Source organism: Novosphingobium pokkalii, assembly GCF_014652855.1.
Classification (GTDB): Bacteria; Pseudomonadota; Alphaproteobacteria; order Sphingomonadales; family Sphingomonadaceae; genus Novosphingobium; species Novosphingobium pokkalii.
In genome coordinates this window covers 75,060-93,659 of the sequence record NZ_BMZP01000016.1, presented here as the reverse complement: position 1 = coordinate 93,659, position 18,600 = coordinate 75,060, and the positions used below count along the sequence as shown (strand labels likewise).

Genomic DNA, 18,600 nt, shown 5'->3' with positions numbered 1-18,600 from the left:
TTTTGGAGCAACGTGGCTGGGCCGTTTCGCCTCAGGGCTCGATATCGATGGGCGTTCCATCGCCAACCCGCTGCCAGATTTCCTCGATTTCGGAGTTGGTGAGCGCAATGCAGCCTTCGGTCCAGTCTCCGGGCGCGCGCACCGGGCCAAAGGCATTGGGCTGGCCATGCAGGAAAATCTCGCCGCCCGGCGCCCGGCCGGCCGCTGCGGCATAGGCGCGGTCTGAAGCATCGGGATAGGAGATGTGCAGCGAGAGGTGATAGGCGCTGCGCGGATTGCCGCGATCGATCGTGTAGTGCCCTTCGGGCGTGCGGCCATCGCCTTCGAAATGCTTGGGGCCGACCGGGTGTGGGCCTAGCTGGAGGGCGGTGAACACGTGCAAGGGGCGCCCGTCCGCATCAAGCAGGGTGAGCCGCCGCGCGGCCTTTTCCACGCGCACGCGCGCAACGTCCGGTTCGGGACCGGCCGCCTGCGCCCGCGCCGGTGGCGAAAACAGCAGCGGCGGCAAGGCCCAGAGGCCCGCCGCCGCCACGATCAGGACCGCAAGGACGAGGGGACGGCGCATGGGCGCCATCCTAGCGACCCGGCCCTGCGGATCAATCCACGAACGGATCACGCACGAGGATGGTGTCCTCGCGCTCGGGCGACGTGCTGACCAGGGCCACCGGGGTTTCGATCAGTTCCTGCACGCGCTGGATATACTTGATCGCCTGGGCGGGCAGATCGGCCCACGAGCGGGCGCCGGCGGTGGTGCCCTGCCAGCCGTCCATTTCCTCGTAGATCGGCTCGACATTGGCCTGGTCGGCGGCGTGGCTCGGGAAATAGTCCAGCACCTTGCCGTTCAGGCGATAGCCGATGCAGATTTTCACCTTGTCGAACCCGTCGAGCACGTCGAGCTTGGTCAGCGCGATGCCGGTGACGCCGGAAATGGCGCAGGACTGGCGGGTGAGCACGGCGTCGAACCAGCCGCAGCGGCGCTTGCGGCCGGTGACCGTGCCGAATTCATGGCCGCGCTCGCCCAGGCGCTGGCCAACCTCGTCGGCCAGCTCGGTGGGGAACGGGCCGGAGCCGACGCGGGTGGTATAGGCCTTGACGATGCCGAGCACGAAGCCGGTGGCCGAGGGGCCGAGGCCGGAACCCGACGCGGCGGTGCCCGACACGGTGTTGGACGAGGTGACGAACGGATAGGTGCCGTGGTCCACGTCGAGCAGCACGCCCTGCGCGCCCTCGAACAGGATGCGCGCGCCGGCCTTGCGCACGGCGTTGAGACGCTTCCACACCGGCTGCGCGAATTGCAGCACATAGGGCGCGATTTCGCGCAGTTCGGCAAGCAGTGCGGCGCGATCGACCGGCGGCTGGCCAAAGCCGGCGCGCAGGGCATCGTGGTGGGCGCAGAGGCGATCGAGCTGCGCATCGAGCGCGTCGAGGTGGGCCAGGTCGCACACGCGGATGGCGCGGCGGCCGACCTTGTCTTCATAGGCCGGGCCGATGCCACGACCGGTCGTGCCGATCTTGCCGGCGCCGGCGGCCGCCTCACGCAACCCGTCGAGATCGCGGTGCAAGGGCAGGATCAGCGGGCAATTGTCGGCAATGGCGAAGTTGTCGGCGTTGATTTCCACGCCCTGCGCGGTCAGCTTCTCGATCTCGGCCTTGAGCGCCCAGGGATCGAGCACCACGCCATTGCCGATGATCGACAGCGTGCCGGTGACGATGCCCGAGGGCAGCAGCGAAAGCTTGTAGACCTGCTCGCCCACCACCAGGGTGTGGCCGGCATTGTGCCCGCCCTGGAAGCGCACGACCGCGTCGGCGCGGCTGGCCAGCCAGTCGACGATCTTGCCTTTGCCTTCGTCACCCCACTGGGCGCCGATCACGGTTACATTTGCCACAGATACACTCCTCCACCTGCCAGGTGGACCCGAACAGCGCCCTTCGACAGGACTCGGCGCAGCGGGTGGAACAAGGGGGCGCGCGGGGGCGCCCGGTCGGTGCGGGTGGCGCCCTAGGGGCACCGCCCGGCAAGAGTCAAGACTGCTGCGACAGGCGTTACAGCGCCACCGGCCCCGCTGCGCCCAGAACGTGAGTGCAGCCGAGCGTCGCGGCCTCGTCCGCCTCGCTCAGCGCCGCCACGGTGCGCCAGCCGATGGCGCGCAGGCGATCGGCCGCAGCGCGATCGTGGCCGAGCGGCAGGAACAGCTTGTCCGCCGGCGGCTCTGCACTGGCGATCAGGTCGATCAGGGCATCGGGATAGAGCGAGAAGCCGGTGGCCACTTCGCCTTCGTGGCCAGCGCCATCGGCATCGGGCGCAGCGATGCGATAGGTGCCGCCCCGGCCCAGCGCGCCGCGCACGCCTTCGGCATAGAGCACGAAGCCGAACCACGACTGGTATTCAAAGCCATGGCGTTCGGACGGATCGAGCGTGAGGCGGGCGCGGCCATCAAGACGCAGCGCGATCTCGCGCAGCGCGGCAATGCGCCCGGCGAGCGCGCCGCCGGCATCGATCGCGGCAAGCTTGTCGATCGCCGTGGCGAAATCGCCGGTGGCATAGAGCAGCGGCACGTAAGCTTCGCCCCCTGCGTCCACCAGGCCGCCGGCATCCTTGGTATCGAGTTCGCGGCGCACTGCGTCGATCTGGCCCGGGGCCAGCGGCAGGGCCTCTGCCGCCAGGGTATCGACCAGGTCGGGCAGGGTGAAATCGACGCTGACGCCCTTGGCGCCGGCGGCCTGGAGTGCCTCGATCGCCACGGCGACGACTTCGGCTGCGGCCGCGACATTGTCCGCGCCGATCAGTTCGGCGCCGCATTGCAGCTTTTCGCGCGCGGGATCGAGCCCGTCGCCCTTGATGGTGACGACCTGGCCGGCATAGCACAGCCGCAAGGGGCGAGGCGCGGCGGCCAGGCGCGTGCCGGCGATGCGGCCGATCTGGGGCGTGATGTCGCTGCGCAGGGCCATCATCCGCAAGGATTGCGGATCGACGAAGCGGAACATGCGGCGCGAGGTGATCCCGGCCATGCGGCTGGCGAGCGAGCGTTCGAACTCGATCATCGGCGGCAGCACGCGGTCATAGCCATGGCCTTCCATCACGCCATGAATCGTGCGCATCACGCGCGTGGCGGCCGCCGCAGCGCGGGGAAGACGGTCTTCGAGGCCTTCGGGAAGAAGATCGGCCGGCAGGAGATCGGGATCGCTGGTGTCCATGGCCCGCGCCTTTAGCGGCATTGGCCGGTGGCGGGTAGGGAAAAAGCCAAGGTGCCGGTCGTCCTGCCACGCTGGCCTGACCAGGCAAGCCGTTGCCGCGCTGCAACATGATTGTCAAAACTGTGATCGATGACAAAATTCAAATTGTCCCCAAGCCTTGGCGCGCCCTAGACCCTGGCTGGTCGATGAAATCCGACAAAGAGCGGAAAGACTTATACAAATTGTTTCGTCACGGGGCTTTCGCATGATCAACACCAATCGATACCTGTTCCTGGCCGGCGCGGCGCTGGCGCTGCCGCTCGTGGCTGCCACGCCTGCCTTTGCCGCCGAGGCCGACAGTGCCGCGCCGCCCGCCGACGCCGAAATCGTGGTGACCGGCACCCGCGCGCAGAATCGCACCAAGCTGGACACGGTGGCGCCGGTGGACGTGCTGACGGCCGATGCCCTGACTCGCCAGGGCACCACGGAACTGGGCGCGGCGATCGCCAACGTGGCGCCATCGATCGATTTCCCGCGCTCGGCGGGCACCGATGGCACCGACTCGATCCGCCCGGCCACGCTGCGCGGCCTCTCGCCCGACCAGACGCTGGTGCTGATCAACGGCGTGCGCGGCCATGCCTCGGCGCTGGTCAACCTCAACGGCTCGGTGGGGCGTGGTTCGGCCGCGGTTGACCTCAACACCATTCCCACGCTGGCGCTCGGCTCGGTCGAAGTGCTGCGCGATGGTGCTTCGGCCCAGTATGGCTCCGACGCGATTGCCGGCGTGGTGAACATGCGCCTGCGCGAGGCCGATCATGGCGGCGGCGCGGTGGTCAGCTATGGCCTATATGATACACAGTTCAACGGCGCGCGCTCGGCCCGCCATATCACCGACGGCGACACGCTGACCGTGGGCGCGTGGCAGGGCCTGAAGCTGGGCAACAACGGCGGCTTCCTGACCGTGACCGGCGAATTCCTCAATCGCCTGCCGACCAACCGTTCGGATCTCGACATTCGCGACACGCCCAACAAGGTGCGCTCGCGCATCGGCGATCCCAAGGTGCAGCAGGGCACCGGCTACATCAACTCGTCGCTGCCGCTGGGCGACAGCGGCTGGAGCGCGTTCCTGTTTGGCGGCTATCAGTTCCGCGACAGCACCAGCGCGGCCTTTGCCCGCAATCCCAGCAATGCCAACAACGTCGCCTCGGTCTATCCCGACGGGTTCCTGCCGCTGATCAACGTGCGCTCCAAGGACCTGACCGCCACCACCGGTCTGAAGGGCAAGTGGGGGGAATGGGACGCGACGATCAAGCTTTCCTATGGCCGCAACCGGCTGGACTATCGCACGCTCAACTCGATCAATTCGACGCTGGGCGCATCGTCCCCGACCAATTTCTATGACGGCGCGCTGATCTATGACCAGTGGGTGGGCGGCATCGATGCCAGCCGCGCCTATGACCTGGGCGGCACCAACCTGAACGTGGCCTGGGGCGTGGAAGGGCGCCGCGAAGGCTATCGCATCAACGCTGGGGAGCAGGCCTCGTACATCCGCGCCGAGGGTGCTTCGTCGTCGCTTTCGGGCGGCGCCCAGGGCTTTCCCGGATTCCAGCCGGGCAATGCGCTGCGCGTGAGCCGGGTGAGCAATGCCGCCTATCTCGACCTCGAAGCCAAGCTGCCCAAGGTCTTGACGCTGGGCGCGGCGGTGCGTGGCGAGCACTATTCCGACTTTGGCGACATCGCCACCGGCAAGGTTTCGGCCCGCGCCGATTTCACCCGCTGGTTTGCCCTGCGCGGCGCGGTGTCCACCGGCTTCCGCGCGCCGTCGTTGCAGCAGCAGTATTTCACCACCACCTCGTCGGTGCTGACCAATGGCGTGATCGTGGATACCGGCACGTTCCCTTCGACCAGCGCGGTGGCAAAGTCGCTGGGCGGCCAGGCGCTGCGCCCGGAAAAGTCGGTCAACTTCTCGGCCGGGACGGTGATCCGCTTCGGCGGGTTCGACCTGACCGTGGACGGCTACCTGATCAAGGTGCGCGACGGGCTGGGCCTGTCGGAAAACCTCACGCTGTCGGCGGCTGACCAGGCATTGCTGGATGTTTCGGCGGCGCGCTTCTTCGTCAACGGTATCCACAACACCGCGAAGGGCATCGATGCCGTGGCCCATTATCGCCACCGCACCGACAGCCTGGGCACGTTCGACCTGACCCTGGCCGGCAATGTCAACAAGATGACCGTGGACAGCGTGCCGGCCAACCCCGTGGGCACCACCGCGCTGTTTGCCCGCCAGCGCATCGTCACCATCACCAACGGCACGCCGGGCGAAAAGGTGGTCGGCACGCTGGACTGGACCCTCGGCAAGCTGGGCGCCACGGCGCGCGTCACCTATTACGGCAACGTGATCCAGCCGGCGAGCACGGCCTCGGGTGATTTCTACACCGGCCAGCGCGCGATCACCGATCTGGAAGTGCGCTACAAGCTGCTCGATCGCGCGACGATCAGCCTGGGCGCCAACAACCTGCTGGACATCTATCCGGACAAGGTGCCGGCCAACCTGATGGCGACCAATGGCGGCGTGGCGTTTCCGTTCTTCTCGCCGTTCGGGTTCAACGGGCGCTTCCTCTATGCGCGCCTCGGCGTGAACTGGTAAGATCCGCCACGGCGGTGACCGAAAAGAGGGGGCGGCCAGCGATGGCTGCCCCTTTTTTGTTGCGACGAGGAAGCCGCACCAAAAGACAGCCCGATGGGAACGGCCTCTTAACGCGAATCGTGTCACTCGTGTTGTGACAACGATGAACAGGGGCCGCCCATGCGCCATGCTTTCGCGCAGGAATTCCAGATTGACCGGCCCACCATGGCCACCACGTCGCTCAGCGAGATCCTGGGGGCCTTTTCCTATGCCCTTGACCTGACCGAGGGGCAGCCGGCGGGTCATTCCCTGCGCGCCTGCTGGATCGCCAGCCAGATCGCACTGGCACTGGGCCTGCCGGCGGCGGAACGGCGCACGATCTATTATGCAACGCTGCTCAAGGATCTGGGCTGTTCCAGCAATGCCGCGCGGATTTCCGAACTCTATCTGGCCGATGATCGCGCGTTCAAGCACGAGTTCAAGCTGATCGGGCAAGGGCTGGGGCCGACGCTGGGCTTCGTGTTTCGCAAGACCGGTGCAGGCGAACCGCTTTCAGCCCGCATGCGGGCCATCGCAACGATCCTGCGCGATGGCACCCGGATCGCCACAGACCTGATCCAGACGCGCTGCACGCGCGGTGCCACGATCGCGCGGCAGTTGCGCTTTCCCGAAAGCGTGGCCGGCGCGATTGCCGCGCTGGACGAGCATTGGGACGGTGGCGGCAAGCCGCTGGGCCTGGCCGGGCACGCCATTCCCTTGCCCGCGCGCCTGGCCTTGCTGGCGCAGATTGCCGATGTGTTCCAGATGGCCGCCGGGCCGGAAGCGGCGCTGGCCGAAGTGCAGGCGCGGCGCGGCACCTGGCTCGATCCCGAGCTGGTCGATGCCTTCGTGCGGGTCTGCGCCCAGCCGGGGTTCTGGAGCCACTGCAACGATCCCGCGCTGGAACTGCACGTTCGCGCGCTGGAGCCTGAAGAAGCCCGCGTGGCCGTGGACGAGGATTACCTCGACGACATTGCCGATGCCTTTGGCGCGGTGATCGATGCCAAGAGCCCCTATACCGGCGGCCATTCCTGCCGCGTGGGTCGCTATGCCACCGCCCTGGGCCGGGCGATGGGCGTTGCCGAGGGCGACTTGCGCGGGTTGCGCCGGGCGGCGGTGCTGCACGATGTCGGCAAGCTGGCTGTCTCCAGCCGCGTGCTGGAAAAGCCGGGCAAGCTGGACGATACCGAGTGGGTGGAAATGCGCAGCCATGCGAGCCACACCACCGAAATCCTGTCGCGCATCGGCCCCTTGCGCGACATGGCCGCCGTTGCCGGCGCGCATCATGAGCGGCTGGATGGCACAGGCTATCCCTTGGGGCTCGACCACAGCCTGATCGCCACCGAGGCGCGGATCATCAGCGTTGCCGATTTCTATGACGCGCTGACCGCCGACCGGCCCTATCGCGCCGCCATGCCGGTGGAGCGCGCCTTGGCGATCATGGGCGGGGAAGTGGGCAAGGCGATCGACGGCGCCTGTTTCGAGGCGCTGCGCGCGATGGTGGCGTAAGACCGGGACAGCTCACGAGCGGTTCATCGCGCGGCGGGCAGAGAGTTATCCATGGTCGCCGTCGGATGTCTTGCCTTGCTGGTGTTCCCCATCCTGGGCCTGATTGCGGGCGGGCTGCTGGCCGGCCGCAGCGGGGCGGAATGGGGCGCGGGGCTGGGCCTGGCGGTGGCGCTTGGCCTGAGCGGCGCGATGGGCTGGGGCCTCGTCAAAGCGACGCGGCGGGATTGACCGGCGCCTGCCGCGTGGGCGCTGTTCAGCCCGACAGGCGGCGCAAGTTGGCCCGCACTTTGCGGCGATAGGTCTGCACCGCGCGCCGGGCATGAATGTGCGGGGCAGGGGCCGGACGGCCGCGCATCAGGGCGTCGGCCTGCACGCGCGCCATGTCCCACCACACCTGCCCGAGCGCCTCGATCTTTTCGGTGACCATGCGCTGGCTTTCGGCCGCTGCGCGCGGATCGCCCAGCGCGATCAGCCACAGGCGCCGCGCCACCACTTGGGAGGCTTCGGCGCCCAACATGGCCTGCTGGTTCCACAGCGGGATCATGGCGGACAGCCAGGCGGCGGGCGAGGGGGAAGCGTGGGCAGTCATGGAAATTCCTTTATCGGCCTGCAACGCACAACCGGCCAGGCGGCGTTCGGGTCCGTCGCGTTCACGCCAGACTGTCGAGATAGGTGCGTACCGCTGTCTGCACATGGCGGAAGCGGTCGCCGCCCAGATGCTTGCCGCCATACCAGCGGGTAACCACGACCACGTGATCGCGCAGCCCCTCGCGCTCCAGCATGCGCAGGATCACCATGCCAGCGCCACTTTCGCCATCATCATGTTTGATCGGCCCGGCGGCGCAGAGCAGGCCCCAGGTGTTGTGGGTGGCCTTGGCGAATTTCTTGATCATCTTGAGCTGGTCGACCAGCGCGCGCGCTTCCTCGGCGGAGCGACATGGCGCGCCGGAGACGGCGTATTTCGAGCCGCGATCGGAAACGATGTTGTCGAGCGTGCGCATCGTGGTGGCGACTGGCCCCGGAATGGCCGCGAGGCAAGCGATCAATGCGCCGCGCCTGCGCAATGACTGCGCCAAGTGGCCAGGTCCGTCGGGTGCAACGGCCCACGCCAAGGCGGGCAACCGCGCCCTGGGGCGAGAGCGGCGGGCAGGCCAAAGCCGACGCCCAGTTCATGCTCGGCCAGGGCGCGCGCGGCCGGCGCGGGCAGGCTGTCGACCTGGCCTTGCAGGCCGGCCGGCACCGCGATCGGGCGATCGATCCAGGCCAGCACCACGCGATCGGGCGCCGCCGCGCGCACCAGGGCCGGGAGATTGGCATATTCGGCCATGCACGGCGCGCACCAGCGCGCGCCAAGCAGCACGATGCGATGCGGCTCTGCCCCCAAGGCCGAGGTGGGCATTGCAAGCGAGAGGGCCAGGGAGAGCGCAAAAGCGCCGGCAAGCCATCGTCCAGGCGGGACAACAAAACGCGCGATCGTGGTGGACAGGCTTGTCATTGCTTCATAGTATTTCTCATGTAAATCGAAGTAAATGGCCAGGGAGATCGGCTTTGCGTCTGCGATCGACAGCGTTGTTCACGGTTCTCGTCCCTGTCGCCACGGCAGTCGCCCAGCCTGCATCCCAGCCAGCTCCGCAGGGCAGCCTGCAACAGCGGTTCGACATGGCCACGGCCGCCTATGACAAGAACGACTGCGCGACGGCCTTGCCGCTGCTCGATGCGCTGGCTGCCGATCCCCACGTCAAGCCCACCAGCGTGGCGGCGGCCGTGATCATGGCGCACCGCGGCGCGTGCCTGGTCCGCACCGGTGAGACCGATCGCGGCGAACCGCTGCTGGTGGCCGGGCTTGCCGCCATGCGCCCGCATGCCAGCGATCTGGCGCTCGACGTGGCCGACGCCGAAAACACGCTGGGCGCGCTGGCCGCGACCCGCTGGGACCATGACGGTGCGCTCGCCCATTTCGATGCCGCGCTGGCCCTGCAAAAGGATGGCTCGCGGAGCGTCACGCTCCAGCGCATTGCCTTGCTCACCGCGTTCGACGGCGACAACCGCGCCATTGATGCCGCCAACGAAGGGTTGCGGCTGGAATCCGCCAAGCCCGCGCCGGACAAGGGCATGCTGGCGCAATGGCACTTGCTGCTGGGCCGCGCCATGCTCAATCGCGGGCAGGTCAAGGCCGGCCAGGCCGAACTTGAAGCCGCATTGAAACTGACCGGCGGCATGCGCAGCCAGATCAGCCAGTTCGACGCCGGTCTGCGCCAGGACCTGGCCCAGGCCGCCTTGCTGGCCAAGCAGACGGAAGATGCCCGCCGCTACATGGCCTATTCCGGCGCCGGGCACGCAGGCAGCGCCAGCTTTGGCAGTGCGGCGCGGATGGACTCACCCGATTGCGGCCCGGAAACCGGCCTTTCGCCCGATGACGTGGGCGTGGTGCAACTGGTGATCGGCGAAAGCGGCGATGTGCTGGCCACCCAGACCGTCTACAGCACCGGCAACTATGCCAAGGCCAGCGCCTTTTCCCGCGCGGCGGCCGATTGGCACTGGAAGCCCGAGGACGCGGCCAAGATGCCCGCGTTCTTTCGCGCCACCGCGCGGGTGGAACTGCGTTGCAGCCGGGGCACCGGTGGCCTGACGCCCGACGCGCCGTTGAAGGAGGCGATTGCGGCTTGGGCGCAGCAGGCCCGGCTGGCGCTGCCGATGGGCCAGGATGGCTGGTCTCCCTGGCTGGCGGCGGCGGAATCGGCCCGGCAGGGTGGCAAGACCGCAGCCGAACTCGCCGCGCGCGTGATGCTGGCCGAGGCAGACCTACGGCCTGATGCCGAGCAACTGGCGTCGATCGATCGCGGGCTGGTGGTGGCGCAGGATGCCTCGTTGCCCCCGGCCGTGCGCAACGCCGCGCGGGTTCTGCTCACGGCCCACCGCGTGGACATCATTACCTCCGCCAAGCAGTCCAGCCGCGTCACCCTGCGCGATACCCGTAGCTATCCCGCGTTGCAGGCGCTGGCCACCGAGCCGGCAATTGCCGCCGATCCCCTGGCGCGCAACGCCAGCATGCTGCTCGCCCTGCCGCGCCGTCCGTTGCCGGCCGACCAGGCCAATGTCACGGCCGTGTTGCAGCGCGTGGCCGCCGACGCGGACTTGCCCGCCCACCATCCGCTGCGCCAGTTCGCCCTGCTGCGCCTGGCCAACCAGGCCGCCAGCCAGGGCCAGTTGGACGAAGCGCAGCGGCTGTTTGCCCAGACCGGCCTGACTCAGGAGCAATGCGCGCTGATCGGCCCGAAGCCGGCGCTGACCGCGATCAACACTGGTTCCACGGCCTTCCCGATGGACGCCGCGCGCTGGGGATTTGAAGGCTGGGTGCGCAGCGAATACGACATTCTGGCCGATGGCCACACCGCCGGCCTGCGCGCGGTGGCGTCTTATCCGCCATTCGTGTTCGACGATGCCGCCCACAGCATGCTGGCCAAGGCACGCTATCAGGCCAGCTATCGCCCGGAAAATGGCGCGGCGTGCAGCGCCAATCGCGAAACGATCCGCTTCAACATCCCAGGCAACACGATGGTGGCCAAGGAGATCAAGAAGAAGTCCTGAGATGCAAAAAGGGGCGGCGCCGGCCGGCACCGCCCCTTTCGGCCTTTCAGGCCAGGCCTGAAACGGAAAAGCCGCTCAGAACTTGAGCGCCTTGATCAGGCGCACGCCCTGGATTTCGCGGGCCTTGGCCAGCACGTCTTCGTTCACCGGGCTGTCGACCGAGAGCAGCAGCACCGCTTCGCCACCGGCCTCGCGGCGGCCGAGGTGGAACGTGCCGATGTTGATGCCCGACTGGCCCAGCAGGGTGCCGATCGAGCCGATGAAGCCCGGCGCGTCGGTGTTGACGATATAGAGCATGTCACCGTCGAGATCGGCTTCGATGCCGATGCCGAAGATTTCGACGAGGCGCGGCTGGCCGTTGCCGAACAGCGTGCCGGCGACCGAGCGATCGCCCTGGCTGGTGCTGACCGTCACGCGCACCAGGGTGCGGTATTCGCCTTCGCGATCATGGCGCACTTCGCGCACGTCGAGCCCGCGTTCCTTGGCCAGGAACGGCGCGTTGACCATGTTCACGGTGTCGGAATACTGCTTCATCACGCCGGTGAGGACCGCCGCCGTGATCGGCTTCTGGTTGAGCTGGGCGGCAGCGCCTTCCACTTCGATGGCGATCTTGGCGAGGTTGTCGTGCGCCAATTGGCCCACCAGGGTGCCGAGCTTTTCAGCGAGCGCCATGTAGGGCTTGAGCTTGGGCGCTTCCTCGGCCGAGAGCGAGGGCATGTTGAGTGCGTTGGTCACGCCGCCGGTGACCAGGAAATCGGCCATCTGTTCGGCCACCTGCAAGGCCACGTTGACCTGCGCTTCGGTGGTCGAGGCGCCCAGGTGCGGGGTGCAGATGAAGTTGGGCGTGCCGAACAGCGGGCTGTCCTTGGCCGGTTCGGTTTCGAACACGTCGAGTGCGGCGCCGGCGATGTGGCCGGAATCGAGCAGTTCCTTGAGCGCCTTTTCATCGACCAGGCCACCACGCGCGCAGTTGACGATGCGCACGCCCTTCTTGGTCTTGGCGAGGTTTTCGGCCGAGAGGATGTTGCGGGTCTGGTCGGTCAGCGGCGTGTGCAGGGTGATGAAGTCCGCCTTGGCCAGCAGGGTTTCCAGGTCGGCCTTTTCGACGCCCATTTCCACCGCGCGCTCGGGGGTGAGGAACGGGTCGAAGGCCACGACCTTCATCTTGAGGCCCAGTGCGCGGCTGGCAACGATCGAGCCGATGTTGCCCGCGCCGATCAGGCCAAGCGTCTTGCCGGTGACTTCCACGCCCATGAAGCGGTTCTTTTCCCACTTGCCGGCCTGAGTCGAGGCGTCGGCCTCGGGCAACTGGCGGGCGAGCGCGAACATCAGGGCGATGGCGTGTTCGGCGGTGGTGATCGAGTTGCCGAACGGGGTGTTCATCACCACCACGCCCTTGGCCGAAGCGGCCGGGATATCGACGTTGTCCACGCCGATGCCGGCGCGGCCGACAACCTTGAGGTTGGTCGCGGCTTCGAGGATTTCCTTGGTCACCTTGGTGGATGAGCGGATCGCCAGGCCATCGTACTGGCCGATGATCGCCTTGAGTTCTTCCGGGGTCTTGCCGGTGATCACGTCCACGTCGCAGCCGCGCTCCTGGAAGATGCGGGCGGCGTTGGGGTCCATCTTGTCGGAAATGAGAACCTTGGGCTTGGTCATGGTCTTTGCTCCATGGGGTGCGCCGGATCAGGCGGCGCGTGCCGGAAATGCCGGCAGAAATGGGGAATTTGCCTCTCTCCCCTCGTCACCCCGGACTTGATCCGGGGTCCCGCTTGTTTGCCGTGGCAGGCAATGTCGCGTGGGGCCCCGGATCAAGTCCGGGGCGACGGGGAATGGGAGTGACGTTGAAAGTCGATCAGGCTTCGGCAGTAGCGGTCAACTGGGCGTAGGCCCAGTCAAGCCAGGGGCCGAGCGCCTCGATATCGGCGGTATCGACCGTGGCGCCGCACCAGATGCGCAGGCCGGCCGGGGCATCGCGATAGCCAGCGATGTCAAAGGCCGCGCCTTCCTTTTCGAGCAGGCCGGCAAACTTCTTGATGAAGTCTGCGTCAGCCCCTTCGACGGTGAGGCACACCGAGGTGCGCGAGCGGATGCCGCTGTCGACCGCGAGATGGCCGAGCCACGAACGTTCGGCGACGATCTTGTCCAGCGCGTGGGCATTGGCGGTGCAGCGCGCCTTGAGGCCTTCGAGACCGCCGACCGACTTGGCCCATTCGAGCGCGAAGATCGCGTCTTCGACAGCGAGCATCGAGGGGGTGTTGATGGTTTCGCCCTTGAACACGCCTTCGGCCAGCTTGCCCTTGGAGACCAGGCGGAACACCTTGGGCAGGGGCCAGGACGGGGTGTAGGTTTCCAGGCGATCGACCGCGCGGGGGCCGAGGATCAGCACGCCGTGCGCGCCTTCGCCGCCCAGCACCTTCTGCCACGAGAAGGTGGCCACGTCGATCTTGTCCCACGGAATGTCGTAGGCGAAGACGGCGCTGGTCGCGTCGGCAAAGGTCAGGCCTTCGCGGTTATCAGTGATCCATTCGCCATCGGGCACGCGCACGCCGCTGGTGGTGCCGTTCCAGGTGAACAGCACGTCGTCGGCGAAATCGACCTTGGAGAGATCGGGCAACTGGCCGTAATCGGCGCGGAGCACGGTCGGCTCCAGCTTGAGCTGCTTGACGGCATCGGTGACCCAACCTTCACCGAAGCTTTCCCAGGCCAGCGTGGTCACGCCGCGCGCGCCGAGCATCGTCCACATTGCCATCTCGAACGCGCCGGTGTCCGAACCGGGCACGATGCCGATGCGGTGCGTGGCGGGCAGTTGCAGCACCTCGCGCATCAGGTCGATCGCCAGCTGGAGGCGCGCCTTGCCGATCTTGGCGCGGTGCGAGCGGCCCAGCGATTCGGTTTGCAGCTTGTCGAGAGAATACCCCGGCGGCTTGGCGCACGGACCCGAGGAAAAGAAAGGACGCGCCGGCTTTGCGGCGGGAATACCAACAGTCATGTAGACTCTCCTTACAGAGAGCACGCGCGGCGTTGGGACCGCGTGGCCCGGAGCCGCTCTTAAAGGTGTGGACGGGCTTGTCAATGCGTCGCCGCGCACCCTTGTGTGAAATGCTGCGCAGCGGTTCGTCGCAAAAAGTGCGGTTGCGTGCATCTGCGGGCTTTCCATTTATCCTGGAGTAACCAAGACTGCGTCAGGCTTAAGTTTATGGCGAAACGCATTCTTCTTGCCTGGGCCATGCTGCCGGTGATTGTCCTTGCCGGCTGTGTCGACGCCCCACGTGGCCCGCGCCGGCCAGCGCGCATGGTCTCGCGCCCGGTGGTGCAGCCGGTGCCCAGTTCCGCCGCCACGCGCGCCTGCCTGGTTTCGCTGCGCCAGAACGCCATCGGCTATGTGCCGGTGCCCGATCAATATTATGGCGCAGGGTGCAGCACGCTGGGCAGCGTGCGCCTGGCCTATCTGCGCAGCGACAGCACGCAGCTAGCCCTGGCCAATGCCGGGCCGGTGACCTGCCAACTGGCCAATGCCCTGCAAGGCTGGGCGCGCTTTGGCGTGGACCGCGCGGCGCAGCAGATCCTGGGCAGCCCGCTGGTCAAGATCGACACGATGGGCAGCTACAACTGCCGCAACGTGGCCGGCACCGCGCGCCGCTCCGCCCACGCCACGGCCAATGCCATCGACATTTCCGGCTTCCTCCTCGCCGATGGTCGCCGTGTTACCGTGCTGCGCGACTGGAACGACGAAGACCCGCAAATCCGTGCGTTCCTGCGCGCGATCCACACCAGCGCCTGCAAGCGCTTCAACACCGTGCTGAGCCCGGATTACAACGCCGCGCATCGCGATCACTTGCACCTGGAGGTGGGGAGCGGGCGACCGTTGTGTGGGTGAGGGGGCGGGGTGGGCGCTTTTCGGAATAAAACTGCTTATTCGGACACGGTACGGTTGCGGTCGTTTCTAACCCTGCTAACCAGTTCAGATGAAGCAGGCGATATGGCTCTGGATAAAGCGTGGCGTATTCACAATTGCGGCAATTTTTACGCTAGCCGCAATCAGCTCAGCTTTATTCCTGTTGAAAGAAAAGCATCGGCTCGCTCAATTCAACCGAACCCACCAGCGGCCGCTGTTAGTTGATGCACGCGATCCGGTGTTGATCGATGCTCACGCCTTGCTGGCGCATTTGCAGACTCCCAAAGCGGCAAATAGTCTTCAGTTTGCTGCTATGCCATCGTTTGGCAAGAGATGGTTCGCAATATCGCTTTCTGAGACAGGCACACGAAGCATGGGAGAAGTGATCGTTACGACCCTAGCGGGTCAGGTTCTGCGACAAGATACATTCGTCGTACCCAGAGACGATTTGGCTTTGTTCCTGAGGCGATGGGATGAGATCACTGATGGGTATTCAGGCGAAGGGCGACTTCTTACCGATGGAACGCCATTGGCATTTGAGCGGCGGCGCGCTGGGGCAATAACCTCAGGAGAAGGGAACTCACCCTGCCACTACGACGTCTTGGGCGACTTGGCTGCTCAGGCTTTAGGCCGATATGTGCCAGAGCTTGCCGATCTGCGCGATCCAACTCTTCCGGCGAAACTGCGAAGTAACTTTTGTAATCGTTCCATTTTTGCGTTGCGCTGACGTCTGTTCCTCTTCATTTTCTGACGCGCCGGTGCTCACGCAGTAAACCTCGTGTGCAGCCAGTTCAGGCAAAATGATTGATTTCGCGCAGAGGCGCGGAGGCGCGGAGAAAAAGCTGAATCTCTGCGCCTCCGCGCCTCTGCGCGAACAAACCTTTTTCTTTTATTCAGCTCATTGCCTGACGGCACATGATCGCGCAGCGCCGGGCAATCTCCTTGTTCTCCGCGTCTCTGCGTCTCCGCGTGCCAAATGGATTGACGCGGAGACGCAGAAGGGTTGGGGGCGGCAGGGCGAGAGTGGGCGAACATGCACCCTCCGTCAGCCCTGCGGGCTGCCACCTCCCCCACGGGGTGGGGGAGGATCTATAAGTGCAGAAAGGCGGGAGGATCCCGCCTCCCGCCTTCCTGAAGGCCCCCCTTATGGCCGATGTCGTGTGTCTGTTGCGGTGTCAGGCGGCAGCGTCGCCCAGGCCGGTGGCCTCGATCCGCAGGCGGACCGCTTCGGCGGCGTGGCGGGCGCCGAGTTTGCCCATCATCTTCATGCGGTGGATTTCCACGGTGCGCGGGCTGATATCCAAGTCGCGGGCGATGGCCTTGTTGCTGCACCCTTCGGCCAGGCGATCGAGCACTTCGCGTTCGCGCAGCGAGAGGCGGGCGATGCGCTGGCGAGCCTCGGCGGCGCGGGCGCGTTGCACGCGGTGGGTTTCAGCTTCGTGCGCGGCGCGGGCAATGGCTTCGTTGAGCGGCGCGATCTGGCTGGGAATGGCGAGGTAATCCAGTGCGCCCGCCTTGATCGTGCGGACCACGGCCCAGGTATCGGGCGCATCGCCGATGGCGATCACCGGCAGCCAGTGGCCGGCGCGCATCATCGCGCCGATCAGTGCCGGCACCGCTTCGCCCGGCGGATCGTCATGCGCCAGCAGCAGCCCGCTGCTGGGCGCATGCGCCAGCAATTCGTCGGTGCTGCCGTATATCTCGGCATGATGCCCGGCGGCAAAGGCGAGACGAGCGAGCTGTGCCCTGCGGGCAGAGTCGCTATCGAGGATGTGGAGTGTGACACGTTCGACCATGGGGCCGAAGTAACCACCCTCTGGCATCGTCGCGCCACGCGCGAAAGCTTCGTTCTGAACGCTTCCCTTAGGATGCGGGGCGATTACCGTCCCATATTCCTTAGGGATTTCGGCTCCGAAGCGGACCCGATTATTCAGTCGAAGTTCATCAATATGTGTCGATTCCTGTCCCATGGCTACAGACTGCCACGGGGCGATGAGTCAAGTCTTGCCAAGCATCCCTGCCGGACTTTAGCGAGACTATACGACGGTTTCCATAGTAATTGTGCTAAGTAGTTTTACTATGTCCGACCGCTTTTGCTTCAATCGAAACGATAATCCGGCAACTGGTAAAACGCGGCGCGCAGCGCTTCGCTCCAGCTTGACGATATCGCGTTGAAATAGGGATCGTCGGCGCGGATGCGGCGCTGGTGCAGCGGCTCGAAATGGTCGCGCGCGATCACGGTCAGGTCGAAGGGCAGGCCGACCGAGAGATTGGCCGCCACGGTCGAGTCGAACGAGACCATCAGCAGCTTGACCGCCTGTTCGAAATCCATCCCCTTGTCATAGCCGCGCAGCAGGATCGGGCGGCCGTACTTGGTCTCGCCGATCTGGAAGAACGGCGTGTCGAAGTTCGCCTCGATGAAATTGCCTTCGGGATAGATCATGAACAGGCGCGGTTCCATGTCCCGGATCTGGCCGGCCACGATCATCGTGGCGGTGAAGCGCGCGCCTTCGCCCTGGACCGGGCCGGACTGGCGCCCTTCGATCACGCTGCGCAAGAGGTTGCCGACGTGGGTGGCGACCTGGAACATCGTCGGCTCTTCCAGGATCGACGGGCGGCGTTCGCTCGGCGCCTTGTTGCGCTCTTCCAACTGGCTGATCACCGATTGGGTGGTGGCGAGGTTGCCCGCCGTCATGATCGTGATGATCCGCTCGCCCGGCACCGACCAGGTGAAGCTCTTGCGGAACACCGATATATTGTCGACGCCCGAATTGGTGCGGGTGTCGCTCATCAGGACAAGCCCCTTGTCGAGCATCATCCCCACGCAATAGGTCATCGTTCGTCCCCGTCCGCCCGGCGCGCGCCGGCCGGTCCCCCGCTATCCTGCGCCAACAAGACTTGCCGCTTTGCCCCGGTCGGGGTCGTGGCCAGTCCTCAGCCTCTTATTGTTCCATACGCTGTTGTTCAACGGCAAGGCTGACGTGCATCGCCTCGTCCCGCGCGCCATAGCGGATGCCGGTGATCGGCGCGCAGGCGGTGTAATCGCAGCCCGTCGCCACATGGACATAGCGCGCATCGGGGCAGATCGCGTTGGCCACGTCGAAGCCGACCCAGCCGAGGCCCGGCACATGGGCCTGCGCCCAGGCGTGGCCGGCCTCCTGCTCCACCCGATCGTCCATCATCAGGTAGCCGCTGGCATAGCGCGCGGGAATGCCGAGATGGCGCGCGGCGGCGATGAACACGTGGGCCTGGTCCTGGCACACCCCGCGCCCGGCGGCGAGCACCTGCTCGGCCGAAGTGGCGACATCGGTGTGGCCGGGTTCATAGGCCACGGCCTCCCGCACCAGGGTGCTCAATGCGTGGAGGCGGGCCAGCGTGTCTTCCGAGTCGACCGGCAGGCTTTCGACCAGTGCGCGCACGAGAGGGCCTTCGCGGGTGAGGGCGGTCTGTTCGGTGAAATGCCACAAGGGCAGTTGCCCCTGCTGCTTGCCCACCACGCCAGCCGTGTCTGAGGTCTGCACCACGCCCTGGCTGCGGATCACCACTTCGCGCGCGCCGGGCACGAACGAGATGAGCGTGACGCGGTTGCCGTTCTCGTCGTCATAGGTCACTTCGGGCCGGGCACCTTCCAGCTCGATTTCCCAGAACTCCGTGGTCTGCCCCTGGCAGGCCAGCGGGGTGAGGCGCAGGCGTTGCAGCCCGTGGGCAACGGGGTTGGAAAAGGTGTAGCGCGTGGTGTGGCTGATCGCGAGGCGCATGGGCGGCC

The 18,600-nt window shown here is 66.3% G+C and carries 17 protein-coding genes; 6 read left to right on the top strand and 11 right to left on the bottom strand.

Going from position 1 to position 18,600, the window contains the following annotated elements; genetic code table 11:
- Positions 1-31: 31 nt before the first annotated feature.
- The 3 genes from IE191_RS15735 to IE191_RS15725 all read right to left on the bottom strand — a co-directional run bounded on the left by IE191_RS15735 (position 32) and on the right by IE191_RS15725 (position 3,195).
- Entirely contained in the window at positions 32-565 is a 534-nt protein-coding gene (locus tag IE191_RS15735; RefSeq protein WP_191325335.1) for a L,D-transpeptidase family protein, read from the bottom strand.
- Between the two features lie 31 nt (positions 566-596).
- Complete coding sequence (locus tag IE191_RS15730) at positions 597-1,886, bottom strand: adenylosuccinate synthase (protein ID WP_191325334.1); 1,290 nt, start codon at positions 1,884-1,886, stop codon at positions 597-599.
- A gap of 157 nt (positions 1,887-2,043) precedes the next feature.
- Positions 2,044-3,195, bottom strand: coding sequence for an ATP phosphoribosyltransferase regulatory subunit (locus IE191_RS15725; RefSeq protein WP_191325333.1), 1,152 nt, complete (start codon positions 3,193-3,195; stop codon positions 2,044-2,046).
- Between the two features lie 244 nt (positions 3,196-3,439).
- Between IE191_RS15725 and IE191_RS15720 the strand changes: the two genes are divergently transcribed.
- The 3 genes from IE191_RS15720 (at position 3,440) to IE191_RS15710 (ending at position 7,576) form a co-directional block, all read left to right on the top strand.
- Positions 3,440-5,821, top strand: coding sequence for a TonB-dependent receptor plug domain-containing protein (locus tag IE191_RS15720; RefSeq protein ID WP_191325332.1), 2,382 nt, complete (start codon positions 3,440-3,442; stop codon positions 5,819-5,821).
- 159 nt (positions 5,822-5,980) lie between these two features.
- A complete protein-coding gene (locus IE191_RS15715) occupies positions 5,981-7,348 on the top strand; it encodes an HD-GYP domain-containing protein (RefSeq protein ID WP_229815478.1) in 1,368 nt (455 codons plus the stop codon).
- Between the two features lie 51 nt (positions 7,349-7,399).
- Positions 7,400-7,576 (top strand): hypothetical protein, encoded by a 177-nt coding sequence (locus tag IE191_RS15710; RefSeq protein WP_191325331.1) that lies wholly within the window; start codon positions 7,400-7,402, stop codon positions 7,574-7,576.
- Between the two features lie 25 nt (positions 7,577-7,601).
- Here the strand turns inward: IE191_RS15710 and IE191_RS15705 are convergent, their stop codons facing one another.
- From IE191_RS15705 to IE191_RS15695, 3 genes are all read right to left on the bottom strand, one after another.
- Positions 7,602-7,937, bottom strand: a complete 336-nt coding sequence (locus IE191_RS15705) for a hypothetical protein (RefSeq protein WP_229815476.1) — start codon at positions 7,935-7,937, stop codon at positions 7,602-7,604.
- 61 nt (positions 7,938-7,998) lie between these two features.
- Positions 7,999-8,394 (bottom strand): YigZ family protein, encoded by a 396-nt coding sequence (locus IE191_RS15700; protein WP_229815473.1) that lies wholly within the window; start codon positions 8,392-8,394, stop codon positions 7,999-8,001.
- Positions 8,391-8,747, bottom strand: a complete 357-nt coding sequence (locus IE191_RS15695; RefSeq protein WP_191325330.1) for a hypothetical protein — start codon at positions 8,745-8,747, stop codon at positions 8,391-8,393. The genes IE191_RS15700 and IE191_RS15695 overlap by 4 nt, the downstream gene beginning before the upstream one ends.
- A 170-nt stretch (positions 8,748-8,917) precedes the next feature.
- On the opposite strand from IE191_RS15695, the gene IE191_RS15690 reads away from it, so the two are divergent.
- On the top strand, positions 8,918-10,936 hold the full coding sequence (locus IE191_RS15690) for an energy transducer TonB (protein WP_191325329.1): 2,019 nt from the start codon (positions 8,918-8,920) through the stop codon (positions 10,934-10,936).
- A gap of 75 nt (positions 10,937-11,011) precedes the next feature.
- On the opposite strand, the gene serA is transcribed toward IE191_RS15690, so the two are convergent.
- Together serA and IE191_RS15680 are read right to left on the bottom strand one after the other, a co-directional pair.
- A complete protein-coding gene (gene serA, locus IE191_RS15685) occupies positions 11,012-12,595 on the bottom strand; it encodes a phosphoglycerate dehydrogenase (protein ID WP_191325328.1) in 1,584 nt (527 codons plus the stop codon).
- Positions 12,596-12,791: 196 nt separating this feature from the next.
- Positions 12,792-13,928, bottom strand: a complete 1,137-nt coding sequence (locus IE191_RS15680) for a phosphoserine transaminase (protein WP_191325327.1) — start codon at positions 13,926-13,928, stop codon at positions 12,792-12,794.
- A gap of 207 nt (positions 13,929-14,135) precedes the next feature.
- Here IE191_RS15680 and IE191_RS15675 point away from each other — a divergent pair, with 207 nt between their 5' ends.
- Both IE191_RS15675 and IE191_RS15670 read left to right on the top strand, forming a co-directional pair.
- Positions 14,136-14,816, top strand: coding sequence for an extensin family protein (locus IE191_RS15675; RefSeq protein ID WP_191325326.1), 681 nt, complete (start codon positions 14,136-14,138; stop codon positions 14,814-14,816).
- 88 nt (positions 14,817-14,904) lie between these two features.
- On the top strand, positions 14,905-15,561 hold the full coding sequence (locus IE191_RS15670; RefSeq protein WP_191325325.1) for a hypothetical protein: 657 nt from the start codon (positions 14,905-14,907) through the stop codon (positions 15,559-15,561).
- 448 nt (positions 15,562-16,009) lie between these two features.
- Here IE191_RS15670 and IE191_RS15665 read toward each other — a convergent pair whose 3' ends face one another.
- The 3 genes from IE191_RS15665 to IE191_RS15655 all read right to left on the bottom strand — a co-directional run bounded on the left by IE191_RS15665 (position 16,010) and on the right by IE191_RS15655 (position 18,592).
- Positions 16,010-16,630: a response regulator transcription factor gene (locus IE191_RS15665; RefSeq protein ID WP_191325324.1), complete on the bottom strand. Its 621-nt coding sequence runs from the start codon at positions 16,628-16,630 to the stop codon at positions 16,010-16,012.
- 302 nt (positions 16,631-16,932) lie between these two features.
- A complete protein-coding gene (locus tag IE191_RS15660; RefSeq protein WP_191325323.1) occupies positions 16,933-17,670 on the bottom strand; it encodes a proteasome-type protease in 738 nt (245 codons plus the stop codon).
- Positions 17,671-17,776: 106 nt separating this feature from the next.
- Positions 17,777-18,592, bottom strand: coding sequence for a transglutaminase family protein (locus tag IE191_RS15655; RefSeq protein WP_191325322.1), 816 nt, complete (start codon positions 18,590-18,592; stop codon positions 17,777-17,779).
- Between the last annotated feature and the right edge of the window lie 8 nt (positions 18,593-18,600).